Origin of the sequence: Aeromonas sp. 604282, from assembly GCF_049170575.1 — a bacterium.
GTDB lineage: Bacteria > Pseudomonadota > Gammaproteobacteria > Enterobacterales > Aeromonadaceae > Aeromonas > Aeromonas veronii_A.
The window spans coordinates 1-23435 of sequence record NZ_JAAKMV010000021.1; the positions used below are offsets into that span (position 1 = coordinate 1).

The following is a 23435-nucleotide window of genomic DNA, read 5'->3' on the forward strand; positions in this document are numbered from 1 at the left end:
ATGGTGGCGCTATCGCTGCCCGGCAGGGAGACGTTGCCCGCCGCGTCGACGATGGTGGCCGTCACGGTGAGCTGCACCCCGTCCGCCGGACGGTCAAACTCGTAGCCCACCTTGCCGGCAGTGATGTCGGCATCGGTCAGCACCCGGTCGGCCTGGCCGCTCACCTTGAGGGTGTCCCCCGCCTTGGCATCGCCCGGCAGGCCCACTTCCACGTTCACCTTGCCGCTGATCTCGGTGCGGTCGATGGTGCCGTCGTTATTGCTGTCTTCGGTGATGACCACGGTCGGCGCACCGGTCGCGGTGGTGTCGGTGGCCGCGCTGTCGCTGCCACCGGTGCCCTTGTTACCCGCCAGGTCGCTGTAGCTGTTCTCTTTCACGGTCACGCTGGCGTCGCCGGTATAGCCCGGGGTCGGCGTGAAGGTACCGGTCCAGGTCTTGCCGCCATCGGCGGAGGTCAGCCCGGTCACGGTGCCACCCACCACGGTCAGGCTGTTCTCGTCAAAGCCGGTGACTTGTTCACTGAAGGTGAAGGTGACCTTGCTGGTCTCACCCACTGTCAGCTGCTCGTCAACGATGTCGACCACCACGCTCGGGGCCTGGGTGTCCACGCGATAACCTTCGCTGTCGGTCGCGGTGGCGCTGTTGCCCGCCACGTCGGTGCTGGTCACGCTGGCATCGATGGTGCGGTCGCCATCGGCCGCCAGGTCGCTGCCCGCCACCAGGATGGTGAAGCGGCCATCGGCATCCACCGGACCGGTGAACGGTTTACCGTTGACGGTCAGGGTGACGATGTCCCCTGCCTTGAACTCGCCCGTCACGGTGCCGCTGACCGGGATCTGCTGACCCGCTTCGGCGGCGTTGATGACGTCGTCGGCGGTGATGTCGGCATCCAGGGTGATGGCCAGGTCAGGGGCCTTGCTATCAACACTACCATCGTCGGTAGAGGTACCTGTGTTGCCGGCCGGATCGGTGATGCTGGCCGTCACCTTATAGCTGCCTTCGGCCAGCGGAGTAGTGACATCTACGCTGTAGCTGCCACCAGGTTGTACCGTGGCGGTCAAATTTTGCTGGTTACCATTGGCATCGGTCACGACCAGAGTGACCGTGCTGCCAGCAGGTGCATCCGTAGTACCCGTGATGGTCGGGGTGGTGTCATTGGTATTGTCAGGTGCATCAACAGTAATCACTGGAGCGGTTACATCCACACTGCCATCATCACTTGCACTGCCGGTATTCCCCGCAGGATCGGTCACTGTGGCGGTGACGGTATAAGAACCCTCGGCCAATGGGGTGACCACATCCACGGTGAAGGTGCCATTAGGTGTGACAATAGCGGTCAGGGTCTGCTGATTGCCGTTAGCATCGGTCACCACCAGGGTCACCGTGCTGCCAGCAGGCGCATCCGTGGTTCCGGTCAGGGTCGGTGTGGTGTCATTAGTGTTATCTGGCGCAACAACGGAAATGGTGGGTGGAGTCAGGTCAAATACTTCATCCTCGCCAGCAGCACCAAGCGGTGGCTCGCCATTGGTGTTGTAAGTGGTATCGAAGGTCGCTTCGGCAATGGTTGCGGAGCCGGTACGGTCGATGGTGACAAAACCGCCGTTGCCACTGGCTCCGGCGACACCACCAACCCCGCCACCACCGGCAGCAGGTGCACCGCCTGCGGCGGAGGCTTCAAAGGCCCGGGTCGGGTCAGCGCCACCCAAAATGGCTTCTTGCAGGGCACTGATATCATCGGGTGTGCCTGCGGCACTGTTTTGCGCCAGCTGGGAAGCATCTTCCTCTTCGGCAGGCTCACTCTGTTCGCTGGCCGGTTGCACATTGAAAGAGTGTCCGCCGCCCATGAAACTGGCGCCATCCGGCGACATGATCACCGCCCCTTTCGGCAGCACATCCCCTTCCACCAGCAACTTGCGGCTACCATCTGCAGCCACCTGATAAACTTGACCTTTGAGCTGGGTGACGGTTACGCCCTGTTCCAGAGTAACGGAATTGGTAATCATGTTCTCTCCTGAATCCTGATTTGCATGCAAAAAGCCACAGCCTACTCTGCACAGAGAGAGAGCAAATAACCAGTTCGAAAATTCGAAAGAATAGACTGATTTGAGGCTGGACCGTTCAGCCAGGCTGAAGGGTGGCGAGGGGATTACCGAAAAATAAAAACTAAAATTATCAATACATTACATTATCATGACAGGAGCATGACAAGGCATGCTCCTGTCCGGTTTAACCCTATGCACCGGCCCAGAGGATGATGGCCAGCAGTTGCGGCGAGATGATCCGCAAGAACATCACCAGCGGGTAGACAGTGGCATAGGAGAGCGCACTGGCACCACTGGTCGGGTGCATGGCGTTGGCAAAGGCCAGCGCGGGAGGATCTGTCATGGAGCCGGCCAGCAAGCCGCACAGGGTCAGATAGTTCATCTTGCCATAGAGACGTGCCAGCACCCCGACCACCAGCAAGGGGATCAGGGTAATGGCTGCCCCATAGAGCATCCAGGAGGGGCCATCGCCGTTGATCAGGGTATCAACGAAACCCGCCCCCGACTTGAAGCCGACCACCGCCAGAAACAGCACGATGCCGATCTCCCGCAGCGCCAGGTTGGCACTGGGGGGCATGAACCAGTAGAGCTTGCCGATGCTGCCAATCCGCGACAGGATCAGCGCCACCACCAGCGGCCCACCCGCCAGACCCAATTTGAGAGCGGCCGGGAAACCGGGCAGGTAGAAGGGGATGGAGCCGAGCAATACGCCTAGGCCAATCCCGATAAAGACCGGCAACATCTGCACCTGTTGCAGTTTTTGCTGCACGTTGCCGACCACATTGGTCACCGCTTCGATGGCATCGAGGCGCCCCACCAGATTGAGAATATCGCCAAACTGCAGGCTGGTCTGGCTGGTCGGTACCAGCTCGATACCGGCCCGGTTGAGGCGCGAAATCACCACGTCATAACGCTGTTTGATGTCAAGATCGCGGATCTTCTTGCCCAGCACTTGCTCGTTGGTCACCACTACCCGCTCCACCCTCAGGTCGGTACCGCGAGTCGAGAGGGAGGTGTCGACCTCTTCTCCCAGCACCAGCAACACCTTGTGCAAGGCATGGCGCTCACCAACTAGGTGGAGCAGGTCGCCCAGCTCGATACGGGAATCAGGGCGCGGCACCATCAGCTCGTCGCCACGCTTGAGGCGTGAGCAGATGACATCAGACTCGTCGAGACTCGGGATCTCGCTCAGCATCAGGCCATGCATGTTTGGGTTGCGTACCGCGATGTTGATGGTCTGCAGGCTCTCCTTGGTTTTACCTGTCTGCAACTCGAACTGGGCGGCTTCATCGTCAATCTTGATGCGAAAGAAGACCCTGACCAGCCACATGGTGAGCAAAATGCCGCAGATGCCGAATGGATAGGCCACTGCGTACCCCATCCCCATCAGCCCGGTTGACCCATGAGGAGCTCCCAGCTCCGCCAGGATCTGCTGACCCGCACCGAGGGATGGCGTATTGGTCACGGCACCGGAGAAGACCCCGAGGATCACCGGTAGCGGCACATCAAACAGTTGATGAAGTGCCGCCGCAACGATACACCCTAGGATCACCAGCAAAGCAGCAAAAGCATTGAGCTTGAGTCCGGAGCTGCGCAATGACGAGAAAAAACCGGGGCCGACCTGAATGCCGATGGTATAGACAAACAGGATCAGGCCAAACTCTTGAATAAAATGAAGTGTTTGCTCATCGAGCGCCAGCTCTGACACACCGGCAAAGTGACCCACTATGATGCCGCCGAACAGTACCCCCCCTATCCCCAAGCCAACGCCATAGACTCGCCAGTTTCCCAGCCAGAGTCCCAGCACTGCCACCAGCGACAACATGCTGATGGAAAGCGCGATTTCACTCATTTCGTGCATCCTTTGCGAATTGAACTGGCCCTAGCTTGTCAGCAAACTCAGTCGCCAACTGTGTGATACCGCACGAATTTATCCTTTTACGCGCTAAAAATACCAATTAAGGGCTAGTTGCAAGACGTTAGGCGACGTAGCCGTAAATGGCCATAAAGTGACAAACGCTGCCACCCAGCACAAAGAGATGCCAGATGGCATGGTTATAGGGGATCTGCTTGGCCACATAGAAGATGACTCCGAGGCTGTAGATAAGGCCGCCAAGCCCGAGCAGCAACAGCCCCTCACCGGCCAGATGGATGTAGAGCTGGTAGATGACCACCAGCGACAGCCAACCCAGCATCAGGTAGGTAAAGAGCGACAACTTCTTGAAGCGGTTGATAAATACCAGCTTGAACACCACGCCAGCCAGCGCCAGGGCCCAGATCACCACCATCAATCCCTTCGCCAGCGGCGTGTCGAGTGCAACCAGCAGGAAGGGGGTATAGGTGCCGGCAATCAGCAGATAGATGGCGCAGTGATCAAACACCTTGCACCAGCGTCTGGCCCGCCCTTCCGCCATGCTGTGGTAGAGGGTAGAGGCGAGATAGAGCAATACCAAACTGCCGCCATAGAGGCTGTAGCTCACCAGCGCCTGCGTACCCTGTCCCCATCCCTTGATGAGCAACAGCACCAGCCCGACAATCCCCAGCAACAATCCCGCACCGTGGCTCAGTCGGTTGGCCAGCTCTTCCCGGGGGGAGTAATCCATCACACCACTCATAACTTTCACTCCGTCATCATTGGCGACACTCTACCCAGCGCCATTTCAGAGTACAAGTGTTCGCTTAAAAAATGGGGTGGCTGTCACCCGCCCCCCTTTGGTGTATGCTCTGCCGCCGATGCCCGACAGAAGCGGCATAGACACCAACACCGGTGACCTGGTCTGGAGAACCTGATGACGTTGACTGAGCTGTTTACACAAGCGGATCCCGCCTTTGGCGAGGCGATGAACACCTTGCTGGAGAGCTTCCACCACTCCGACGACAGTCAGGCTCTCTACCAGCGCGACCAGTTCACCCACCAGCTCGCTCAATCCCGAATGCCTGCGGTCGGTCTCTCCATCGATGAGTATCTGGCGCGGCTGGCCACCCTGGTACCCGGCGCATCCCATCTCACCTCGCCACGCTACATGGGTCATATGACAGCACCATTGCCGGCCTTCACTGCCGAGCTGTCGCGCCTGCTGGTGATGCTCAACCAGAATCCGATGAAGATGGAGTCCTCCCGACTGCTCAGCTTTCTGGAGCGGGAGGTGCTGGCCAAGCTGCACCGCCTCATCTATGGCAGGGACGATGCTTTCTACGGCGAGCAGATGCATGCCAAGGATGCCGCCCTCGGCGTCATGACCAGCGGCGGCACCATCGCCAACGTCACGGCGCTGTGGCTGGCCCGCAACCGTGCCTGCGGCGACAACCTGTTCGCCCTCTATGAGCAGGGCTATCGCGGCGCCGTCATTCTGGGCTCCCGGCTGATGCACTACTCCTTCGACAAGGGGATGGATCTGTTGGGACTGGGCGCCCGCAGCGTCTGGCGCCTCGAGACCGACGAACAGAACCGGCTCAGTCTGGCCGCGCTGGAGCAGGCGCTGATCCAGTGCAAAGAGCAAAAATTGAAAGTACTGGCGCTGGTCGGCGTGGCGGGCAGCACAGACTTTGGCTCCATCGATCCCCTGCCGGAGCTGGCGGCCATCGCCGAACGCGAGCAGATCCACTTCCACGTGGATGCTGCCTGGGGTGGCCCGACCCTCTTCTCCCCCCGCTATCAAACCCTGCTGGCCGGGATCGAGCGAGCCGATACCGTCACCCTGGATGGCCACAAACAACTGCTGGTGCCGCTCGGTACCGGCATGCTGCTTTGCCGCCAGCCAGACCTGATGATGGCGGTCAAGCGGGAGGCCCCTTACGCCATCCGTGCCACCTCGTTCGATCAGGGCCGCTTTACCCTGGAGGGCACCCGCCCGGCCAACGCCCTCTATCTGGATGCCGCCTTCCAGCTGTTCGGCCAGCAGGGCTATGCCGACCTGATCGAGGCCAACTACGACCGGGCCAGACTGATGGCCGAGCTCATCGAAAGTGACCCCGCCTTCGAGCTGATGTCTGCTCCGGTGATGAACCTGCTCTCCTATCGCTGCATCCCGCCCCATCTGCAGGGCAAGGTGCTGGATGAAGCGGCCAACACGCAGATCAACGACTTCAACGTGGTGCTGCAAAAAGCCCAGCGGGCCGAGGGACACAGCTTTGTCTCCCGTACCCAGCGGGCGGTGGTACGCTACGGTGCCCAACCGCTCACCCTGCTGCGCGCCGTGCTGCTCAACCCGCTTATCGAAGAGCGCCATATCCGCGACCTGCTGGCCGATCAGCAGCGACTGGGGATCTCGATTGCACGCCAACTGTTTGGCGACAGCGCGGAACCGGCGTAAAAATGAGCGGTCTTATTCATTTGCCGTTGTCCACCGTACAGGTAGACTGGGCAAAATTTGCAGGCCATCTTTGAGGACTAGGCGCCAACAATGAAGCAATTTATTGAATTTATTCCACTTATCGTTTTCTTTGCGGTCTACAAGTTCTACGACATCTATACGGCCACCGGCGCACTGGTGGTGGTCACCGGTCTGCAGCTCGCCTATAGCTGGATCCGCTATCGCAAAGTCGAGAAGATGCAGCTATTCACCTTCCTGCTGGTTGGCTTCTTCGGCGGCCTCACAGTTTTCTTCCACGATGACACCTTTATCAAGTGGAAAGTGACCGTCATCAACGCCCTGTTTGCGCTGGGTCTGCTCATCAGCCGCTACGGCTTTGGCAAGAATCTGATCAAACAGATGCTGGCCAAGGAGCTGCAAGCCCCCGATGCAGTCTGGGACAAGGTCAATCTCGGCTGGGTCGGCTTCTTTACTGTTTGTGGCCTGCTCAACCTCTACGTGGCGTTCAACATGCCGCAAGAGATGTGGGTCAACTTCAAGGTATTCGGCCTGCTGGGGATGACGCTGGTCTTTACCCTGCTGAGCGGCGTCTATCTCTATCGCCATATCCCTGCCGAGCAGTTGTCCCAGCAAAAAGACGAACCCAAAAAATAACCCTCATCAGAAAAGGATTGTCTCATGTGGTATCTCATCTACTCCGAAGATGTTCAGGGCAGCCTGCCGCTGCGCAAGCAGGTTCGCCCCGCCCATCTGGCTCGCCTGCAAGCCCTGCAGGATGAGGGTCGGCTGCTGACTGCCGGCCCCAACCCGGCCATCGATGCCGAGGATCCGGCCGATGCCGGCTTTACCGGCAGCACCGTCATCGCCGAGTTTGCCTCGCAGGCGGACGCCCAGGCCTGGGCCGATGCCGATCCCTATGTGGCAGCTGGCGTCTATGCCAAAGTGACCATCAAGCCGTTCAAGAAGGTCTTCTGACCGCAAAGCGCATAGCGAAATAAAAAAGGCCGGACTGGAAGTTCATTCCAGTCCGGCCTTTTTGCATCCCGATATCTCGTTTATGCCTTGGCGACAAACCAGGGATTGAGGATATCGGGCTTGTTGTAGGCAAGGGGTGAACCATCGAGTTGGGTGACGCTGCCCCCCGCCCCCTCCAGCACCGCCTGCGCCGCGCCGGTATCCCACTCGCAGGTGGGTGCGAGGCGCGGATAGAGCTCGGCGCCCCCCTCGGCGATGATGCAGAACTTCAGCGAACTGCCCATAGAGACCAGCTCGATTTCACCAAAGGGAGCCAAGAAATCGAGGGTCTCCTGCGACAGGTGGTTGCGACTGCCCACCACTCGCCATGCAGTTCCTTCACGATGAGGCCGGGTCTGGATGGACTCGCGCTTGCCACCAGCGATACGCCAGGCCCCCGCGCCCTTGCCGCCATACCAGAGCTTGTCCAGCACCGGCGCATAAACAAGTCCCCAGCGCGGCGCCCCCTCTTCAATCAGGGCGATATTGACGGTGAACTCGCCGTTGCGGGAGACAAACTCCTTGGTGCCATCGAGGGGATCCACCAGCCAGTAACGGGACCAGCCGTGGCGCGCCGCCATCACCTCGGGCCCCGACTCCTCGGACAATACAGGGATGTCGGGAGTCAGCCGTGCCAACGCCTGAACGATCACCTCATGAGCCCCCTTGTCGGCCGCGGTCAGAGGACTCTCGTCGCTCTTGTACTCCACCGCGAAGGGCTGGCTGTAGATGGCCATGATGGCCGCCCCCGCCGCGCGGGCGACAGGTTCAAGTTCGGTGATATCGGGGTGGTACATAACAGGCTCGATCAGTGAGTGAGAAACTCAGTCTATCGCGTTTGTCATCAACCGCTTATAGCTGATTGCACTGGATTATATTGCCCCCGCGTCTCTTGTCCCGTGCTGCCATCGGCCGGTACCAGCAGCACTTCGATACCGGCATTGCGCAGGCCGGAAAGGATATCGGCAGGCACGGCATCGTCGGTGATCAGGGTGTGAATACGCAGGGTATCGATGATCTTGTGCAGGCTGCGCCGGCCAAACTTGCTGGAGTCGGTGACCACCACAATCCGCTCGGCCACCTGACACATGCAGCGGTTGAGGCGTGCCTCATCCTCATGATGGGTGCTGACGCCGCGCTCCAGATCGATGCCATCCACCCCGAGAAACAGCATGTCAAAGTGGTAGTTTTGCAGGGACTGCTCCGCTTGCGCACCGTAGAAGGAGAGCGACTTGCGGCGCAGATGTCCGCCTGTCATCAGCAGCTCCACCCCTTCTGCTTCGAGCAGTTCATTCGCCACGTTCATGCCGTTGGTCATCACCAGGATCTCCTGATGTCCCTTCAGATGTCGCGCCACCTCCAGTGTTGTCGTCCCCGAATCGAGGATAAGGCGACAACCTGAGGGCACCAGGGTCGCCGCCAGCGCGCCGATCCGCTGTTTCACGGGAGTATTGAGCACACTCTTGTCGGCAATAGTGCGCTCCGGCACCGTCTGGCCCGGCTCGCACAGCAGGGCGCCGCCATAAGCGCGCACGGCCACCCCCTGCTTCTCCAGAAAGGCCAGATCGTTGCGGATGGTCACGGTAGAGACCTGATAATGAGTCGCCAACTCGTTGACCTGAACGCTGCCATTGCTGCGCAGCTGCTGAATAATCCGCTCCCGCCGCTCGCTGGTTCCGAGCGCACCTTTTTCGCTTGTTTGCATAGTTCTTCTGCCGGAATGCTGTAGTGAAAGATCGCTTTCACTTCGTTACGTTTGCATATTAACGCTCAGCGAAGGTGCCAAATCAAGCCTTCATTACGCTTTACCACCACGCTACCCATCTTTACTCATCATTCACAGCCTTTCGATATCTTTCTTTTTGTGATCCCTTTCAAGATCTGGCGACTCTTTTGTTTCGTTTTCTTTTCCTCCCCACTACCGTAAAGAAAAGAAATCGAAAGAACATTTCCATACGCAGCAACCAAGGGACATCAAAATGAAATCCATGCTGGCACTGGTCGAAAGACATAAACAGGGAGAACAGACCGGGATCTACGCCGTCTGCTCCGCTCACCCGCTGGTGCTGGAGGCCGCGCTGCGGCTGGCCGCCGAAGGGGATGAGCTGCTGCTGGTCGAGGCCACATCCAATCAGGTGGATCAGTTTGGCGGCTATACCGGCATGACCCCCGCTGACTTTCGCGATCGCCTCTACGAGCTGGCGGCACAGTGTCACTTTCCGGCGCAGCGCCTCATTCTGGGGGGCGACCATCTGGGCCCCAACCGCTGGCAGGGGGAACCGGCCGAGCAGGCCATGGCACATGCCGAAGATCTCATCGCCAGCTATGTCGTTGCCGGGTTCAAGAAGATCCACCTCGACTGCAGCATGTCCTGTCAGGGCGATCCCGTTCCCCTGACCGACGAGCTGGTCGCAGAGCGAGCAGCACGGCTGGCGCAGATCGCCGAGCAAACCTGTCTGGCCACTTTTGGCGAGAGCGATCTGGTCTATGTGATTGGCACCGAGGTGCCGGTGCCGGGCGGTGCCCATGAAGATCTTGCCGAGCTGGCGGTCACCACGCCGGAGGCGGCACGCCACACCCTCGAGGCCCATCAAGAGGCCTTCAGCAAGGCGGGGCTGGCCCATATCTGGCCCAGAGTGATCGGTCTGGTGGTGCAACCCGGCGTCGAGTTTGACCATACCCGCGTCATCGATTACCGGCCCGAAAAAGCGGCGCCCCTTAGCCGGATGATCGAAGCCTATCCCCACATGGTGTTCGAAGCCCACTCCACCGATTACCAGACTCCCGAGGCCTACCGCCAGCTGGTACGCGACCACTTTGCCATTCTCAAAGTCGGCCCCGCCCTCACCTTCGCCCTGCGCGAAGCGTTGTTTGCCCTCGCCGCCATCGAGGAGGAGCTGGTGGTGGCCAAGGCCTGTTCAGGTCTGCGCAAGGTGATGGAAGAGACCATGCTGGAGCGCCCCGACTTCTGGCGCAGCCACTACCAGGGCAGTGCCAACGAGTGCCGGCTGGCCCGTGGCTACAGCTATTCGGATCGCATTCGCTACTACTGGCCCGATAGCCGGGTCGATGAGTGCTACGCCAGATTGCTGGCCAATCTTGCGGCGGAGCCCATCCCGCTCCCCCTGCTGAGCCAGCATCTGCCCCTGCAGTATCGCAAGGTGCGTCAGGGCGCGCTCTCGGCCAATCCCCATGACCTCATTCTCGATCAGGTGCAGGAGGTGCTGCGGCACTACGCCAGCGCCTGCACTGCGGCCTCTCGCCGCCATTCCCAGCTCGACCCTGTTGTATAAGGAGTTGCAGACATGATCCTTGCTTATTCAGAAGAGATGTTGCGCAGTGCCAATGGCTTGGCGACTGCCCGTGAAATTCGCCAGCAACCCGACACCTGGCGCGAGACCCTCGCCATGGTCGAGGAGTGCCGTCCAGCATTGACCCGTTTTCTGACCCCCCTGCTCGCCCGGCAAGAGCTGCGCATTATCCTGACCGGGGCTGGCACCTCCGCCTTTGCCGGTCGGGCGCTCGCCCCCTACCTCTCGGCCCACCTGCATGCCCGGGTCGAGGCGATCGCCACCACGGATATCGTCACCGATCCGGCCGAGTATCTGGCCGAAGATTGCCCGACCCTGCTTATCTCCTTTGCCCGCTCCGGCAACAGCCCCGAGAGCGTGGCGGCGGTCGAACTGGCCAGCCAGCTGCTCAGCCACTGCCACCATCTGGTGCTGACCTGCAACGGTGAAGGGGCGCTCTATCGCCGCTGCCAGCAAGATGCCCACTCTCTGGCCCTGCTGATGCCACCCCAGACCAATGATCGCAGCTTCGCCATGACCAGCAGCCTGACCAGCATGATGCTGAGCTGTCTGTCTCTCTTCCTGCCAGAGCGGTTCAACCGCCAGCGCTGCGAGCAACTGGTCACCACCAGCGACGCCATTCTGGAGCAGGTTGTGCAGCGCGTACCGACATGGAATGAGCCGTTGCCCGAACGGGTCATCTATCTTGGCAGCGGCAGTCTGCAAGGGGTGGCGCAGGAGGCGGCCCTCAAGCTGCTGGAGCTGACCGCCGGCCATCTGGTCGCCATGTTCGACTCCCCCACCGGCTTTCGCCACGGCCCGAAATCGGTCGTCAACGAACAGACGCTCATCGTGCTGCTCATTTCCAACGACCCTTACACCCGACAATACGATCTGGATCTGCTGCGCGAGCTGCGAAGCGATGGCAAGGCCGCCCGGGTGGTCGCCATCGCCGACCAGCACCATCCTGCCATCGAGGAGGGGGAACATATCTACCTACCCCACACCCTGCATGGCGACGATGCCCAGCTCGCCTTCTGCTACCTGCTCTATGCCCAGTACTACGCCTTCCATACCTCGCTGGGACTGGGGATCAGCCCGGACAATCCCTGCCCCACCGGTCAGGTCAACCGGGTCGTACAGGGGGTCAATATCTATCCGTTCCACCAAGAAGGAGTGCTGTGATGCCCAATATCGTATTGAGCCGGATCGATGAGCGCCTGATCCACGGTCAGGTCGGTGTCCAGTGGGTCGGTTTTGCCGGTGCCAATCTGGTGCTGGTCGCCAACGACGAAGTGGCAGAGGACCCCATCCAGCAGAACCTGATGGAGATGGTGCTGGCCGAAGGTATTGCGGTGCGGTTCTGGCCGCTCCAGAAGGTGATCGACAACATCCACAAGGCGGCGGATCGCCAGAAGATCCTGCTGGTCTGCAAAAACCCGACCGATTTCAACACCCTGGTTCAGGGAGGTGTCCCCATCTCCCGGATCAACGTCGGCAACATGCATTACGCCGACGGCAAGCGTCAAATCCACAAGACCGTATCCGTGGACGAACAGGACATCACCGCATTTCGCGCCCTACGGGACGCCCATGTCGAGTGCTATGTCCAGGGCGTGCCGACCGAACCGGCACAGGACATTTTCAATTTGCTCTGATTAAGGACAATTGTGATGGAAATCAGTTTGTTACAAGGTCTGCTGCTTGGCATCCTGGCGTTATTCGCCGGACTCGACCTGTTCAACGGTCTGACCCACTTCCACCGTCCCGTGGTGCTGGGGCCGCTGGTTGGCCTCATCCTCGGCGACCTGCCCACCGGTATTCTGGTGGGCGGTACTCTGGAGCTGGTCTGGATGGGGTTGGCCCCGCTAGCGGGGGCGCAACCGCCCAACGTCATTATCGGCACCATAGTCGGCGCCACCTTCGCCATCACCACCGGGGTCAAACCGGATGTGGCGGTCGGGGTTGCCGTTCCCTTCGCCGTTGCCGTGCAGATGGGGATCACCTTCCTCTTCTCGGTGATGTCGGGGGTGATGTCCCGCTGCGATCGCATGGCCGAAGCGGCTGACGTGCGCGGTATCGAGCGGGTCAACTACCTGGCGCTGCTGGCTTTGGGCACCTTCTACTTCCTATGTGCCTTCCTGCCAACCTACTTCGGGGCCGAACATGCCAAGGCGGCCATCGACGTGCTACCTGCCCGCCTCATCGACGGCCTCGGCGTTGCTGGCGGCATCATGCCCGCCATCGGTTTTGCAGTGCTGCTCAAGATCATGATGAAGAACGTCTATATCCCCTACTTCATCCTCGGTTTCGTCGCTGCCGCCTGGCTCCAGTTGCCGGTGCTGGCCATCGCCGCCGCCGCGCTGGCCATGGCCCTGATCGACTTCATGCGCACCACCACCCCGCAAGCTCGTCCTGTTCAGGAGGAAACCGAAGATGGCATCTAACAACACAGCTGCGCGGATCATCTCCAGCGCCGAACCGCACAATACCCGGCCACAATCCGACGACACCTATGAAGATCAGCAGCTTGGCGCCGAGCTGACCAAGCAGGATATCAACCGCTTTGCCTGGCGCTCCCTGCTGCTGCAGGCCTCCTTCAACTATGAACGGATGCAGGCCTCCGGCTGGCTCTATGGATTGCTGCCGGCACTGCAGAAGATCCACACCAATCCGCGGGATCTCTCCCGGGCCATGAAAGGGCACATGGGCTTCTTCAACACCCACCCCTTCTTGGTCACCTTCGTGATGGGGATCGTGCTGGCGATGGAGCGCTCCAAACAGAACGTCAACAGCATCCAGAGCACCAAGATTGCCGTCGGTGCACCGCTTGGCGGGATTGGCGATGCCATGTTCTGGCTCACCCTGCTCCCCATCTGTGGCGGCATAGGGGCAGATCTGGCACTGCAAGGCTCCATCATGGGTGCCGTGGTCTTCTTCCTGCTGTTCAACGTGGTCCACTTCGGCCTGCGTTTTGGTCTGGCGCACTACGCCTACCGCATGGGGGTAGCGGCCATTCCGGTCATTAAGGCCAATACCCGCAAGGTGGGCCATGCCGCCTCCATCGTCGGTATGACGGTGATCGGCGCGCTGGTCGCCACCTATGTGCGCCTTGGCACCACGCTGGAAATTACTGCTGGTGATGCAGTCGTCAAACTGCAGGCTGATGTGCTCGACAAGCTGATGCCCGCCTTCCTGCCGCTGCTCTACACCCTAGCGATGTACGCCCTGATCCGCAAAGGCTGGAGCCCGCTGCGCCTCATCGTCATCACGGTGGTACTCGGTATCGTCGGCAAGTTCGCCGGTTTCCTCTAATCCGGAGCCGGCAGTAAGCCGGCCCCCTTTGCAGTAAAGGAACAGACTATGTTGGGCATCATCATTTGTGGTCATGGCGGTTTCGCCAGCGGTCTGGAGCGCGCCATGCTGCAGATCCTCGGCGAACAGGGAGCGGTTATCGCCATCGACTTTCCCGAGAGCTCCACCACCGCCCTGCTGCAGGCACAGTGCGAAGCGGCGCTGGCAGAGGTCGACAAGGGGGATGGCGTGGTCTTCCTGACCGATCTGCTCGGCGGCACCCCGTTTCGGGTCGCCTCAACCCTCTCACTGCACCAGCCAGAGCGGGAGGTTATTACCGGTACCAACCTGCAACTGCTGCTGGAGATGGCGCTGGAGCGCGATGGCCTCAGCGCCAGTGAATTCCGCAGGCAGGCCCTTGATTGCGGCCACCGGGGGCTCACCTCGCTGGCAGATGAGATGAGTAAAGAGCGTCAGACAGATGTCGCTCTCGCCGAGGAGGGCATCTGATGGCCTCACGGATCCGTGCCCGTCGCCTGCTGACCGAACAGGGTTGGCTGGAACATCAGGAGCTGACCCATGAAGGGGGCATCATCACCGCTATCGACCCCATCACTGATGGCGATCCGGCGCGGGATGTCGAGCTGCTGGTGCCAGCGCTGATCGACGGTCATGTCCACGGCGGTGCCGGTGTCGATGTCATGGATAGCGATGGCAATGCCTTGGCTACCTTGTCGATGGCCAAGGCGGCAGAAGGGGTCGGCGCTTTTCTTGCCACCACGGTCACAGCCCCACTCCCCGAGATAGAGCAAGCCCTTGCCCGCATTGCCGATGGCGTTGCCCGCGGCATGCCGGGCGCAGAGCTGCTCGGCTGCTATCTGGAAGGCCCCTACTTCACGCCGGACAACAAGGGCGCCCACGATCAGGCGCTGTTTCGGGAGCTGGATATAGCCGAACTGACCCACCTGCAACAGCTGGCGCGCGGCAGCCTGAAGGTGGTCGCACTGGCACCGGAAAAGCCCAACGCCATCGCGGCCATTCACCATCTTGCCGCAAACGGCATACGGGTGATGCTGGGCCACTCGGCGGCGGATCACGACACCACCATGACAGCGCTGGCGGCGGGCGCCTCCGGGCTGGTGCACTGCTTCAACGGCATGCGCGGCCTGCACCACCGCGAACCCGGCATGGTCGGTGCAGGTCTTGTCCATCCCGCAGCCTGGCTGGAGCTGATCGCCGATGGCCATCATCTCCACCCGAGCGTGCTCAAGCTCTGTCACTGCTGCGCCGGCCAGCGCCTGCTCTTGGTTACCGATGCGATGCGCGCCGCCGGTATGCCCGACGGTCACTATCTGCTTGGCAACTATCGGGTCGAGATGAAGAACGGCGTGGTACGCACCGACACCGGCGGTCTGGCGGGCAGCACCCTCACCCTGCTTGGCGCCGTACGCAACATGGTGCAGCTGGCGGATGTGCCGCTCGATGAAGCCATCGCAATGGCCTCGCTGGCACCAGCAAAGATGCTCGGTATTGCCGATCGCCTCGGTTCACTGGCAGTTGGCAAACAGGCCAACCTGCTCGCCCTCACCACTGAACTCAATCAACAACATATCTGGGTGGCTGGCCGGGAGATAAACCCGACCCAGCTCTCCTCCCTTTTCTCAGGATCTCGCGTCAATCAGGACGCTCAGGAGTCACTATGTATCTGATCTCTTCCCATGAAATGCTCAAAGATGCCCAGCGCCGCGGTTATGCGGTACCGGCTTTCAACATCCACAACCTGGAAACCGTGCAGGTGGTAGCCCGCACCGCCGCTCGCATGCGCTCTCCGGTTATTTTGGCTGGCACCCCGGGTACCTATCGCCATGCCGGGGTCGAGTATCTGGTCTCCATCTGTCAGGCTGCCGCCCATGAATATCGCATCCCACTGGTGCTGCATCTGGATCACCACGAAGACGAGCAGGACATCCACAACAAGGTCGAAGCGGGGATTCGCTCTGCCATGATCGATGCCTCGCACTTTCCGTTTGAAGAGAACATCGAGAAAGTGCGCAGCGTGGTGACCTTCTGCCATCGCATGGGTGCCAGCGTCGAAGCGGAGCTGGGCCAGCTGGGCGGTCAGGAGGATGACCTTATCGTCGATGCCGCCCATGCCAAATTTACCGACCCGCTCAAGGCGGCCGAGTTTGTCCGTCGCACCGGTATCGACTCGTTGGCGGTGGCCATCGGCACCGCCCACGGCCTCTACAAGGAAGAACCCCGTTTGGACTTTGCCCGCCTCGCCGCCATTCGCGAGCAGGTGGATATTCCGCTGGTACTGCACGGCGCCTCCGGCGTACCGGAAGCCGATGTGCGCCGTTGTATCGAACTCGGAATTTGCAAGGTCAACGTAGCGACCGAGCTGAAGATCGCCTTCGCCGATGCGATGAAAGCCTTCCTTGGCTCTCATCCGGATGCCAGCGACCCGCGCCAGTATCTGGTTCCCGCCATGGCCGCCATGGAGGAAGTCGTCGAGGCGAAAATCCGTATGTGTATGAGCAATAACAAGATTTGATAACAATAAAATGACGGTAACAGGTCTGGGAGATAATAATGATGGCTCGCGCATCCTTGCGAAATAAGGTATGGGAATTTGCCCAGAGTTTGGGAAAAACATTTATGTTTCCCGTCTCTCTGATGGCATTCATGGGATTACTGCTGGGGGTGGGATCATCCATAACCAGCCCCTCCACCATAGATAATTTTCCTTTTCTTGGTGGGGAATATACCCAGCTCCTCTTCAATCTGGTGGCAACCGTAGGCAGCTTCGGCTTTACCTATCTGCCCATCATGTTTGCCATCGGTATTCCGATGGGATTGACCGAGAAGAACAAGGGTGTCGCGGCCTATTCCGGTTTCGTCGGCTATATGGCGATGAATATCGGGATCAACTTCTATCTCGCCAGTACCAATCAACTGGCGTCGCCGGAAAATATCAAACTGGCGGGGCAAGCCATGGTCATGGGGGTTCAGACTCTCTCCATGGGTGTGCTGGGTGGCATAGTGTCGGGGATCGTGACCTACTTCATCCATCGCCGTTTCTATAACCTCAAACTGCACGACGCCTTCTCGTTCTTCAGCGGCCTGCGCTCTGTGCCCATCATCACCGTGCTGGTCATGTCGCTGATAGGTCTCGCCATGCCGCTCTTCTGGCACTATGTGGCGCTCGGTATTACTGCGGTCGGCAACATGATCATCTCTGCCGGCTCTTTTGGTGCCTTCCTCTACGGGGTGGCCATCAACCTGCTCAAACCGCTCGGTCTGCACCACATCATGCTGGCCATGGTGCGCTTCACCCCGGCAGGCGGCACCGAGCTGGTCAATGGCGAAACCATTTCCGGCGCTCTCAATATCTTCTTCGCCCAGTTGAAAGCGGGTGACCCCATCAGCCCGGCAGCAACCGCCTTCCTGTCGCAAGGGTTTATGCCGACCTTTATATTCGGTCTGCCTGCCGCGGCGTTAGCCATGTATATGACAGCCACGCCCGGCAATCGAACCAGAATCAAGAGCCTGATTATCTCCGGGGTACTGGTCTCTATCGTGACCGGTATTTCCGAGCCCATCGAATTCCTGTTCTTGTTTGTCGCACCGGTACTCTATCTGTTCCATGTCTTTATGACCGGCGCCGCGCTCTTTGTGGTGGCCATGTGTGGCGTCACCATCGGCAATACCGATGGCAGTGCACTCGACCTGCTTATTTTCGGCATCATGCAGGGCTGGCAAACCAAGTGGTATCTGATTATTCCCATTGGCCTTATCTGGTCTGCCATCTATTTCACCGTCTTCTACTGGTACATAAAGAAATATGACATCAAGACCCCCGGCAGGGATGAAGTCGATGATATCCAGATTGCGAAACACGACCCGGCCGTGATCCTGAGCGCCCTCGGTGGCAAGGAGAATATCGTCAGCCTGGACAACTGCGTCACACGGCTGAGACTGGTGGTACACGATATGGGCAAGCTGCAGGAGAAGATCCTGAAACAGGCTGGCGCACTCTCCGTCGTCAAGATCGACGAGCACAGCGTGCAGGTCATCATTGGCGCTCAGGTTCAAACCGTGAAGGATAATCTCGATGCTCTCCTGTAAAGATCGGGAGGCCCTGCGCCTCCCCACCCCCTCTGCCGACTTGCAACCCTCCCGTTTCGACGATCTGGCAGATCGCATCAGCGACAAATGCCGCAAGTGGGATATGAAAGTGATCGAGAGCCGCTTTGGCCCCGTTCCCGCCGACTGCATTCCCATGTGGATTGCCGATATGGATTTCAAATCACCGCCGGCTGTGGCTCGCAAGTTCAGCGAAATCATCAGCTGGGGCACCTTCAGCTACACCCACTGCATCGATGATTTCTACGAGTCGGTCATCAACTTCCAGGCCCGTCACCACAAGGTCGCAGTGGAGCGGGAGTGGATCACCCTCTCCTATGGCACCGTCTCTACCCTGCACTACACGGTGCAGGCATTTTGCAAGCCGGGTGACAGCATCATCATGAACACCCCGGTCTATGATCCCTTTGCCAAGGCGGCCGAAAGGCAGGGGGCCAAGGTTGTCGCCAACCCGTTAGCCCTGAGCGAGGGGCGATACCGGATCGATCTGGCGAAGCTGGAGGAGCAGATCATTGGCCACAAGCCAAAAATCTACTTCCTCTGCTCACCCCACAATCCGTCGGGCAGGATCTGGAGTCAGGCCGAACTGGAAGCAGTTGCCGACATCTGCCTGCGCCATCAGGTGTTGATGATGGTCGATGAAGTGCATGCCGAGCACATCATCCATGGCGAGTTCATCTCCTTTCTGGCGCTGGAGGAGCGTTACCGCAACAACATGATGCTGATGAGCTCGCCCAACAAGGCATTCAATCTGGGCGGATTGAAAACCTCCTACAGCATCATTCCAAATCCGCAGATCAGAAGCCGCTTCAGATCGCGCCTTGAGCAGAACTCCATTACCTCTCCGAATGTGTTCGGGCTCTGGGGCATTATCACCGCCTATAACGAGTGCGATGCATGGCTGGCCGACTTGAATCTCTATCTGAGAGAGAACTACGCCCTGCTGGCGTGCTACTTCAGGGAGAACCTGCCCGACTTTCAAGTCATGCCGATGGATGCCTCCTATCTGGTCTGGGTCAATACCAAAGGGAGCGGAATGAGCGCAAGCGAGGTGACCCACAGATGGGCGGTCGAAGCTGGTGTCATCATCGAAGATGGCTCCCACTACGTCAGCGATGGCGAAGATTATGTGCGGATCAACATAGGCACCTCTCGCCAGCTACTCGGTGAGGCGCTGCAGCGTCTGGGAAAATGGGCACAGCAGCAGGCCTGACGACTGCGATATTTAATCGGCAGAAACAACAAAAGGGACGCCATGGCGTCCCTTTTGTTTCATATGGCCACTGTGCGTTGCCAGTGCGCGAAGCATCAGATCCCCTGACGGGCTTCCTGCATCAGCAGGCGCATATCGCTCACCGCCTTGGCCAGACCGTCGAAGGCGGCGCGGCCGATGATGGCGTGGCCGATGTTGAGCTCATAGAGCTCGGGGATGGCGGCGATGGCCTTGACGTTGTGGTAGTGCAGACCGTGGCCGGCATTGACCTTGAGCCCCTTGCCAGCGGCATAGGAGGCGCCGGCGGCGATGCGCTTGAACTCGGCGTTGCGCTCGGCATCTGTGGTGGCATCGGCATAGCGGCCGGTGTGGATCTCGATAAAGGGGGCGCCACTCTCAGCAGCTGCATCGATCTGGATTGGGTCGGCGTCGATAAAGAGGGATACCTGAGCCCCCACCGCGGAGAGGCGGGCAACTGCGTCAGTCACCTTGTCCAGCTGACCGGCCACGTCCAGACCGCCCTCGGTGGTCACTTCGGTGCGCTTCTCCGGCACCAGACAGACGAAGTGGGGCTTGATACGGCAGGCGATGCCGATCATCTCTTCGGTCACCGCCATCTCCAGGTTCATTCTGGTCTGGATAGTCTGGCGCAGGATCTCCACATCGCGATCGGTGATGTGGCGGCGATCTTCACGCAGATGCACGGTAATGCCATCGGCCCCTGCCTGTTCTGCCACAAAAGCGGCCTGTACCGGATCCGGATACTGGGTGCCACGGGCGTTGCGCAGAGTCGCGATATGGTCGATGTTCACACCCAGATAGATTTCACTCATTGAGAACTCCTTGAAAGGCTTCATCTGTTGACTGCGCGGTCAGCGAATCACACCGCGCCAATATCCGTATGTCTGTAATCTGTGTCAGCCTTGCATACTGGCTTTGCGTTTTAAAAACAGCTCCCGGCTCTTTAGCTGACGTTTGCCCAGATAGGGTTGCAGTGCCAGTCGGCTGAAACGTTTGGCCGCCTGCAGCAAGGGAGGGGAATCGAAACGTCCCTCGGCAAAGGCGAGCAGGTGGGCACCGAGAAACAGGGTACGGGGATCCGGCGCCCGCTCGCAAGCAACAAAGCCCAATTCACGCTCGAAGCCATAGAGCAAGGTCGGCTCGATGGGCGACTCGTCGTCCGCCGTGTATTCGAAATCCACCGCATAGCCGAGCGCCTGCAACAGCAGGAACTCGAAGCGGCGCAGCGGCAGCTCCGGCGTCTCGCCATCGGCCAGCGCCATGATGGCACGGGCATAGGCATCGAACACTTCGGGGAACGGGGTGTGCGCTTCCAGCAGGTAGTAGACCAGCTCGTTGAGATAGAGGCCGTAGAAGAGGCGATCGCCGCCGAGTCGCAGGGAGTGATCCGGGCATTCGACCTGGGTGAGGTTCTTGAGATCGCCCTTGCCGCGCCAAGCGATGGTGAGCAGGGTAAAGGGTTGCAGCAGCCCCTTGAGAGGGGAGCGTGGCCCGCGAGAACCGCGAGCCACCAGAGTAAATCGGCCACTATCCTGGGTGAAGATCTCGACCAGCTGGCTGGTCTCCCGATAGGGCCGACTGTGGATGACGAAAGCCGGGGTCAGCAATCAGTCGTCACCATACCCGAGGCTACGCAGGGCGCGCTCATCATCAGCCCAGCCCGACTTGACCTTGACCCACAGCTCGAGGTGCACCTTGTTCTGGAACAGACGCTCCATATCGAGGCGCGCCTCGGTGCCGATGGTCTTGATCTTCTCACCCTTGTTGCCGATGACCATCTTCTTCTGGCCATCGCGCTCGACCAGGATCAGGCCGTGGATGTGGTAGAGACCGTTCTCTTCCACCTTGAAGCGCTCGATCTCCACCGTCACCGAGTAGGGCAGCTCCTCGCCGGTGAAGCGCATCAGCTTCTCGCGGATGATTTCGGAGGCCATAAAGCGGGACGAGCGGTCGGTCACGTAATCTTCCGGGAAGAAGTGGACGTTTTCCGGCAGCAGATCCTTGGCCCACTCGCGGATCTTCTCCACGTTGGTGCCCTTTTCGGCACTGATGGGCAGAATATGGGCAAAGTTCATCTGTTGGCCCAGCCACTCGAGGTGGGGCAGCAGATCTTCTTTCTCTTTGACGTTGTCAATCTTGTTGACCGCCAGCACCACCGGGCACTTGAGATTGCGCAGCTTGCCCAGCACCATCTCGTCGTCTTTGGTCCAGTGGGTACCGTCGACCATGAACACCACCATGGCCACATCCCCCAGCGAACTGGTGGCGGCACGGTTCATCAGGCGGTTGATGGCCCGTTTCTCTTCAATGTGCAGACCCGGGGTATCTACATAGATGGTCTGGTAGTTATCCTCTGTGTCGATCCCCAAAATCCGGTGACGGGTGGTCTGGGGTTTCTTCGAGGTAATGCTGACCTTCTGGCCAAGCAGCTTGTTGAGCAGGGTGGACTTGCCCACGTTCGGGCGGCCCACGATGGCGACAAAGCCGCAGTAGGTAGTATCTGTCATGACAGTTTTTCCAATGCTTGCTGCGCCGCGGCCTGTTCGGCCTTGCGACGGCTGGTGCCGACCCCGACGAGAGGACCATCCAGACCTTCCACGTCACACTGGACAGTGAACTCCTGATTGTGGGCCTCGCCCTTGACGTTGGTCACGGTGTAGGTCGGCAGGGATTTGCGGCTTCCCTGCAAAATTTCTTGCAGACGGGTCTTGGGATCTTTCTGCTCGATGCCCGGCTTGATCTCTTCCAGGCGGCTGGCATACCAGCTCAGCAGCAGTGTCCGCACCGTCTCAAGATTGGTATCCAGATAGACGGCACCGATCACCGCCTCGACCGTATCGGCCAGAATGGATTCGCGGCGAAAACCGCCGCTCTTGAGTTCGCCGGGGCCGAGGATCAGGTGATCACCAAGGTCAAACTCCCGGCCCAGTTCGGCCAGGGTCTTCTCACGCACCAGGGTGGCGCGCATCCGGCTGAGATCCCCTTCCGCCGCTTGCGGGAAGCGGTGGAAGAGATCGTCGGCAATCACCAGACTCAAAATCGAGTCACCCAGAAATTCCAGTCGTTCATTGTGACGGGAACCGGCGCTGCGGTGAGTCAGCGCCCGGGTCAGCAGTTCCAGATCCGCAAAGACATGCCCGAGACGGGACTGCAGTCTGTTCATCTTGATATTCATTTACTTGATTCCGCCAATGCGGTTGAAGCGCACACCTGTCGGTACCCAACTTGGCAGCAGGGAGCCTTCTTCGCGCTCGAATTCAAAACTTATCCAGATAGCGACCGCCTTGCCGACCAGATTCTGCTCGGGCACAAAGCCCCAGAAGCGGCTGTCGGTGCTGTTGTCGCGGTTGTCGCCCATCACGAAATACTGGCCTTCCGGTACCACCCACTCGTCGGGGTAGGTGCCGGGCTGGCGATAGTAACGGCCAACCATGTCGGGCATCAGCGGATTGCGCAGGGTCTCGTGGGAGACATCACCCAACTGCTCGGTATAGCGGTCAAGGGGGATCCCCATCTGGGTAAATTCGCCTCTTTGTTCAAACTTGACGTCGAGCTTCTTGAAGCCCGGGCACGTTTTCCCTTCCTGCTCCTCGCACTTGGGCCGAATCATCAGCTCCTTGTTGCGATAGATAACCCGATCACCCGGCATGCCGACCACCCGCTTGATGTAGTCAACGCGCGGTTCAAGGGGATACTTGAACACCACCACGTCGCCACGCTTGGGCTCGCCAGTCTCGAGGAACTTGGTGTTGGTCACCGGGTCCCGCAGACCATAGGCAAATTTTTCCACCAGGATGAAGTCGCCCACCAGCAGGGTGGGCATCATGGAACCTGACGGGATCTGGAACGGTTCAAAAATGAACGAACGCAGGATCAGCACAAAGGTGATGACCGGGAAGACCCCGGCGGTCTGCTCAATCCAGACCGGCACGGGGGCGACCTTGGCCAGGGTCTTCTCATCCAGGTGGGCACCGCCATGGGCACGAGCCACGGCAATCTTGGCGGCGCGCTGCTTGGACCAAATCATCTTGTCCAGACACCAGATAACACCGGTGATCGCGCAGACCACCACCAGGATCAGGGAAAACGTGCTTGCCATCTA

Annotated in this window: 23 protein-coding genes; 13 read left to right on the forward strand and 10 right to left on the reverse strand. The window is 59.6% G+C overall.

The genetic code is table 11. The features are described from left to right. From G5367_RS19310 to trhA, 3 genes are all read right to left on the reverse strand, one after another. The coding region (locus tag G5367_RS19310) for a retention module-containing protein (RefSeq protein ID WP_421294888.1) at positions 1 to 2003 on the reverse strand (2003 nt) is incomplete at its 3' end. Between the two features lie 229 nt (positions 2004 to 2232). Continuing rightward, positions 2233 to 3894 carry a putative transporter gene (locus tag G5367_RS19315; RefSeq protein WP_216952965.1) on the reverse strand — a complete coding sequence of 554 codons (1662 nt, stop codon included), beginning with the start codon at positions 3892 to 3894 and terminating at the stop codon, positions 2233 to 2235. 127 nt (positions 3895 to 4021) lie between these two features. After that, entirely contained in the window at positions 4022 to 4657 is a 636-nt protein-coding gene (gene trhA / locus G5367_RS19320) for a PAQR family membrane homeostasis protein TrhA (RefSeq protein WP_005335337.1), read from the reverse strand. 174 nt (positions 4658 to 4831) lie between these two features. On the opposite strand from trhA, the gene G5367_RS19325 reads away from it, so the two are divergent. The 3 genes from G5367_RS19325 to G5367_RS19335 all read left to right on the forward strand — a co-directional run bounded on the left by G5367_RS19325 (position 4832) and on the right by G5367_RS19335 (position 7330). Continuing rightward, positions 4832 to 6355 carry an aminotransferase class V-fold PLP-dependent enzyme gene (locus G5367_RS19325; protein WP_421245028.1) on the forward strand — a complete coding sequence of 508 codons (1524 nt, stop codon included), beginning with the start codon at positions 4832 to 4834 and terminating at the stop codon, positions 6353 to 6355. Between the two features lie 90 nt (positions 6356 to 6445). Next, the gene (locus G5367_RS19330; RefSeq protein ID WP_337073317.1) at positions 6446 to 7009 is read left to right on the forward strand and encodes a septation protein A; all 564 of its coding nucleotides are present in this window, start codon (positions 6446 to 6448) and stop codon (positions 7007 to 7009) included. A gap of 24 nt (positions 7010 to 7033) precedes the next feature. Then, the gene (locus G5367_RS19335; protein WP_033112808.1) at positions 7034 to 7330 is read left to right on the forward strand and encodes a YciI family protein; all 297 of its coding nucleotides are present in this window, start codon (positions 7034 to 7036) and stop codon (positions 7328 to 7330) included. 80 nt (positions 7331 to 7410) lie between these two features. Here the strand turns inward: G5367_RS19335 and cysQ are convergent, their stop codons facing one another. Both cysQ and G5367_RS19345 read right to left on the reverse strand, forming a co-directional pair. Then, positions 7411 to 8166, reverse strand: a complete 756-nt coding sequence (cysQ, locus tag G5367_RS19340; protein WP_421245027.1) for a 3'(2'),5'-bisphosphate nucleotidase CysQ — start codon at positions 8164 to 8166, stop codon at positions 7411 to 7413. 47 nt (positions 8167 to 8213) lie between these two features. Further along, positions 8214 to 9074 carry a DeoR family transcriptional regulator gene (locus G5367_RS19345; protein ID WP_203975054.1) on the reverse strand — a complete coding sequence of 287 codons (861 nt, stop codon included), beginning with the start codon at positions 9072 to 9074 and terminating at the stop codon, positions 8214 to 8216. Between the two features lie 274 nt (positions 9075 to 9348). On the opposite strand from G5367_RS19345, the gene kbaZ reads away from it, so the two are divergent. From kbaZ to G5367_RS19395, 10 genes are all read left to right on the forward strand, one after another. Further along, positions 9349 to 10662, forward strand: a complete 1314-nt coding sequence (gene kbaZ / locus G5367_RS19350; RefSeq protein ID WP_421245026.1) for a tagatose-bisphosphate aldolase subunit KbaZ — start codon at positions 9349 to 9351, stop codon at positions 10660 to 10662. Between the two features lie 12 nt (positions 10663 to 10674). Then, entirely contained in the window at positions 10675 to 11844 is a 1170-nt protein-coding gene (locus tag G5367_RS19355) for an SIS domain-containing protein (RefSeq protein ID WP_421294892.1), read from the forward strand. Continuing rightward, positions 11844 to 12317, forward strand: coding sequence for a PTS N-acetylgalactosamine transporter subunit IIB (gene agaV, locus G5367_RS19360; protein ID WP_005340902.1), 474 nt, complete (start codon positions 11844 to 11846; stop codon positions 12315 to 12317). Before G5367_RS19355 ends, agaV begins: the two co-directional genes overlap by 1 nt. 15 nt (positions 12318 to 12332) lie before the next feature. Next, positions 12333 to 13106, forward strand: coding sequence for a PTS N-acetylgalactosamine transporter subunit IIC (gene agaW, locus G5367_RS19365; protein WP_421245024.1), 774 nt, complete (start codon positions 12333 to 12335; stop codon positions 13104 to 13106). Continuing rightward, entirely contained in the window at positions 13096 to 13974 is an 879-nt protein-coding gene (gene agaE / locus G5367_RS19370; RefSeq protein ID WP_005354370.1) for a PTS N-acetylgalactosamine transporter subunit IID, read from the forward strand. Before agaW ends, agaE begins: the two co-directional genes overlap by 11 nt. Positions 13975 to 14022: 48 nt before the next feature. Next, a complete protein-coding gene (gene agaF / locus G5367_RS19375) occupies positions 14023 to 14463 on the forward strand; it encodes a PTS galactosamine/N-acetylgalactosamine transporter subunit IIA (RefSeq protein WP_421245023.1) in 441 nt (146 codons plus the stop codon). After that, positions 14463 to 15662 (forward strand): N-acetylglucosamine-6-phosphate deacetylase, encoded by a 1200-nt coding sequence (gene nagA, locus G5367_RS19380; RefSeq protein ID WP_421245022.1) that lies wholly within the window; start codon positions 14463 to 14465, stop codon positions 15660 to 15662. The genes agaF and nagA overlap by 1 nt, the downstream gene beginning before the upstream one ends. Next, on the forward strand, positions 15653 to 16507 hold the full coding sequence (locus tag G5367_RS19385; RefSeq protein ID WP_041210622.1) for a tagatose bisphosphate family class II aldolase: 855 nt from the start codon (positions 15653 to 15655) through the stop codon (positions 16505 to 16507). Before nagA ends, G5367_RS19385 begins: the two co-directional genes overlap by 10 nt. A gap of 104 nt (positions 16508 to 16611) precedes the next feature. Beyond that, entirely contained in the window at positions 16612 to 18081 is a 1470-nt protein-coding gene (malX, locus tag G5367_RS19390) for a maltose/glucose-specific PTS transporter subunit IIBC (RefSeq protein ID WP_421245021.1), read from the forward strand. Next, the gene (locus tag G5367_RS19395; protein WP_421245020.1) at positions 18068 to 19312 is read left to right on the forward strand and encodes a MalY/PatB family protein; all 1245 of its coding nucleotides are present in this window, start codon (positions 18068 to 18070) and stop codon (positions 19310 to 19312) included. The genes malX and G5367_RS19395 overlap by 14 nt, the downstream gene beginning before the upstream one ends. Positions 19313 to 19407: 95 nt before the next feature. Here the strand turns inward: G5367_RS19395 and pdxJ are convergent, their stop codons facing one another. The 5 genes from pdxJ to lepB form a co-directional block, all read right to left on the reverse strand. Continuing rightward, the gene (gene pdxJ / locus G5367_RS19400) at positions 19408 to 20145 is read right to left on the reverse strand and encodes a pyridoxine 5'-phosphate synthase (RefSeq protein WP_005335389.1); all 738 of its coding nucleotides are present in this window, start codon (positions 20143 to 20145) and stop codon (positions 19408 to 19410) included. 84 nt (positions 20146 to 20229) lie between these two features. After that, a complete protein-coding gene (gene recO, locus G5367_RS19405; RefSeq protein WP_421245019.1) occupies positions 20230 to 20940 on the reverse strand; it encodes a DNA repair protein RecO in 711 nt (236 codons plus the stop codon). Then, complete coding sequence (era, locus tag G5367_RS19410) at positions 20941 to 21840, reverse strand: GTPase Era (protein WP_005335393.1); 900 nt, start codon at positions 21838 to 21840, stop codon at positions 20941 to 20943. Further along, positions 21837 to 22508 (reverse strand): ribonuclease III, encoded by a 672-nt coding sequence (gene rnc, locus G5367_RS19415; RefSeq protein ID WP_005335394.1) that lies wholly within the window; start codon positions 22506 to 22508, stop codon positions 21837 to 21839. Before rnc ends, era begins: the two co-directional genes overlap by 4 nt. Beyond that, positions 22509 to 23432 carry a signal peptidase I gene (gene lepB / locus G5367_RS19420; protein ID WP_005335395.1) on the reverse strand — a complete coding sequence of 308 codons (924 nt, stop codon included), beginning with the start codon at positions 23430 to 23432 and terminating at the stop codon, positions 22509 to 22511. Positions 23433 to 23435: the final 3 nt, after the last annotated feature.

Bases quoted from the DNA above. Each gene is read 5' to 3' on its own strand.
- G5367_RS19315 (WP_216952965.1), bottom strand. From the start codon at position 3,894: ATGAGTGAAATCGCGCTTTCCATCAGCATGTTGTCGCTGGTGGCAGTG.
- trhA (WP_005335337.1), bottom strand. From the start codon at position 4,657: ATGAGTGGTGTGATGGATTACTCCCCCCGGGAAGAGCTGGCCAACCGA.
- G5367_RS19325 (WP_421245028.1), top strand. From the start codon at position 4,832: ATGACGTTGACTGAGCTGTTTACACAAGCGGATCCCGCCTTTGGCGAG.
- G5367_RS19330 (WP_337073317.1), top strand. From the start codon at position 6,446: ATGAAGCAATTTATTGAATTTATTCCACTTATCGTTTTCTTTGCGGTC.
- G5367_RS19335 (WP_033112808.1), top strand. From the start codon at position 7,034: ATGTGGTATCTCATCTACTCCGAAGATGTTCAGGGCAGCCTGCCGCTG.
- cysQ (WP_421245027.1), bottom strand. From the start codon at position 8,166: ATGTACCACCCCGATATCACCGAACTTGAACCTGTCGCCCGCGCGGCG.
- G5367_RS19345 (WP_203975054.1), bottom strand. From the start codon at position 9,074: ATGCAAACAAGCGAAAAAGGTGCGCTCGGAACCAGCGAGCGGCGGGAG.
- kbaZ (WP_421245026.1), top strand. From the start codon at position 9,349: ATGAAATCCATGCTGGCACTGGTCGAAAGACATAAACAGGGAGAACAG.
- G5367_RS19355 (WP_421294892.1), top strand. From the start codon at position 10,675: ATGATCCTTGCTTATTCAGAAGAGATGTTGCGCAGTGCCAATGGCTTG.
- agaV (WP_005340902.1), top strand. From the start codon at position 11,844: ATGCCCAATATCGTATTGAGCCGGATCGATGAGCGCCTGATCCACGGT.
- agaW (WP_421245024.1), top strand. From the start codon at position 12,333: ATGGAAATCAGTTTGTTACAAGGTCTGCTGCTTGGCATCCTGGCGTTA.
- agaE (WP_005354370.1), top strand. From the start codon at position 13,096: ATGGCATCTAACAACACAGCTGCGCGGATCATCTCCAGCGCCGAACCG.
- agaF (WP_421245023.1), top strand. From the start codon at position 14,023: ATGTTGGGCATCATCATTTGTGGTCATGGCGGTTTCGCCAGCGGTCTG.
- nagA (WP_421245022.1), top strand. From the start codon at position 14,463: ATGGCCTCACGGATCCGTGCCCGTCGCCTGCTGACCGAACAGGGTTGG.
- G5367_RS19385 (WP_041210622.1), top strand. From the start codon at position 15,653: ATGTATCTGATCTCTTCCCATGAAATGCTCAAAGATGCCCAGCGCCGC.
- malX (WP_421245021.1), top strand. From the start codon at position 16,612: ATGTTTCCCGTCTCTCTGATGGCATTCATGGGATTACTGCTGGGGGTG.
- G5367_RS19395 (WP_421245020.1), top strand. From the start codon at position 18,068: ATGCTCTCCTGTAAAGATCGGGAGGCCCTGCGCCTCCCCACCCCCTCT.
- pdxJ (WP_005335389.1), bottom strand. From the start codon at position 20,145: ATGAGTGAAATCTATCTGGGTGTGAACATCGACCATATCGCGACTCTG.
- era (WP_005335393.1), bottom strand. From the start codon at position 21,840: ATGACAGATACTACCTACTGCGGCTTTGTCGCCATCGTGGGCCGCCCG.
- rnc (WP_005335394.1), bottom strand. From the start codon at position 22,508: ATGAATATCAAGATGAACAGACTGCAGTCCCGTCTCGGGCATGTCTTT.
- lepB (WP_005335395.1), bottom strand. From the start codon at position 23,432: ATGGCAAGCACGTTTTCCCTGATCCTGGTGGTGGTCTGCGCGATCACC.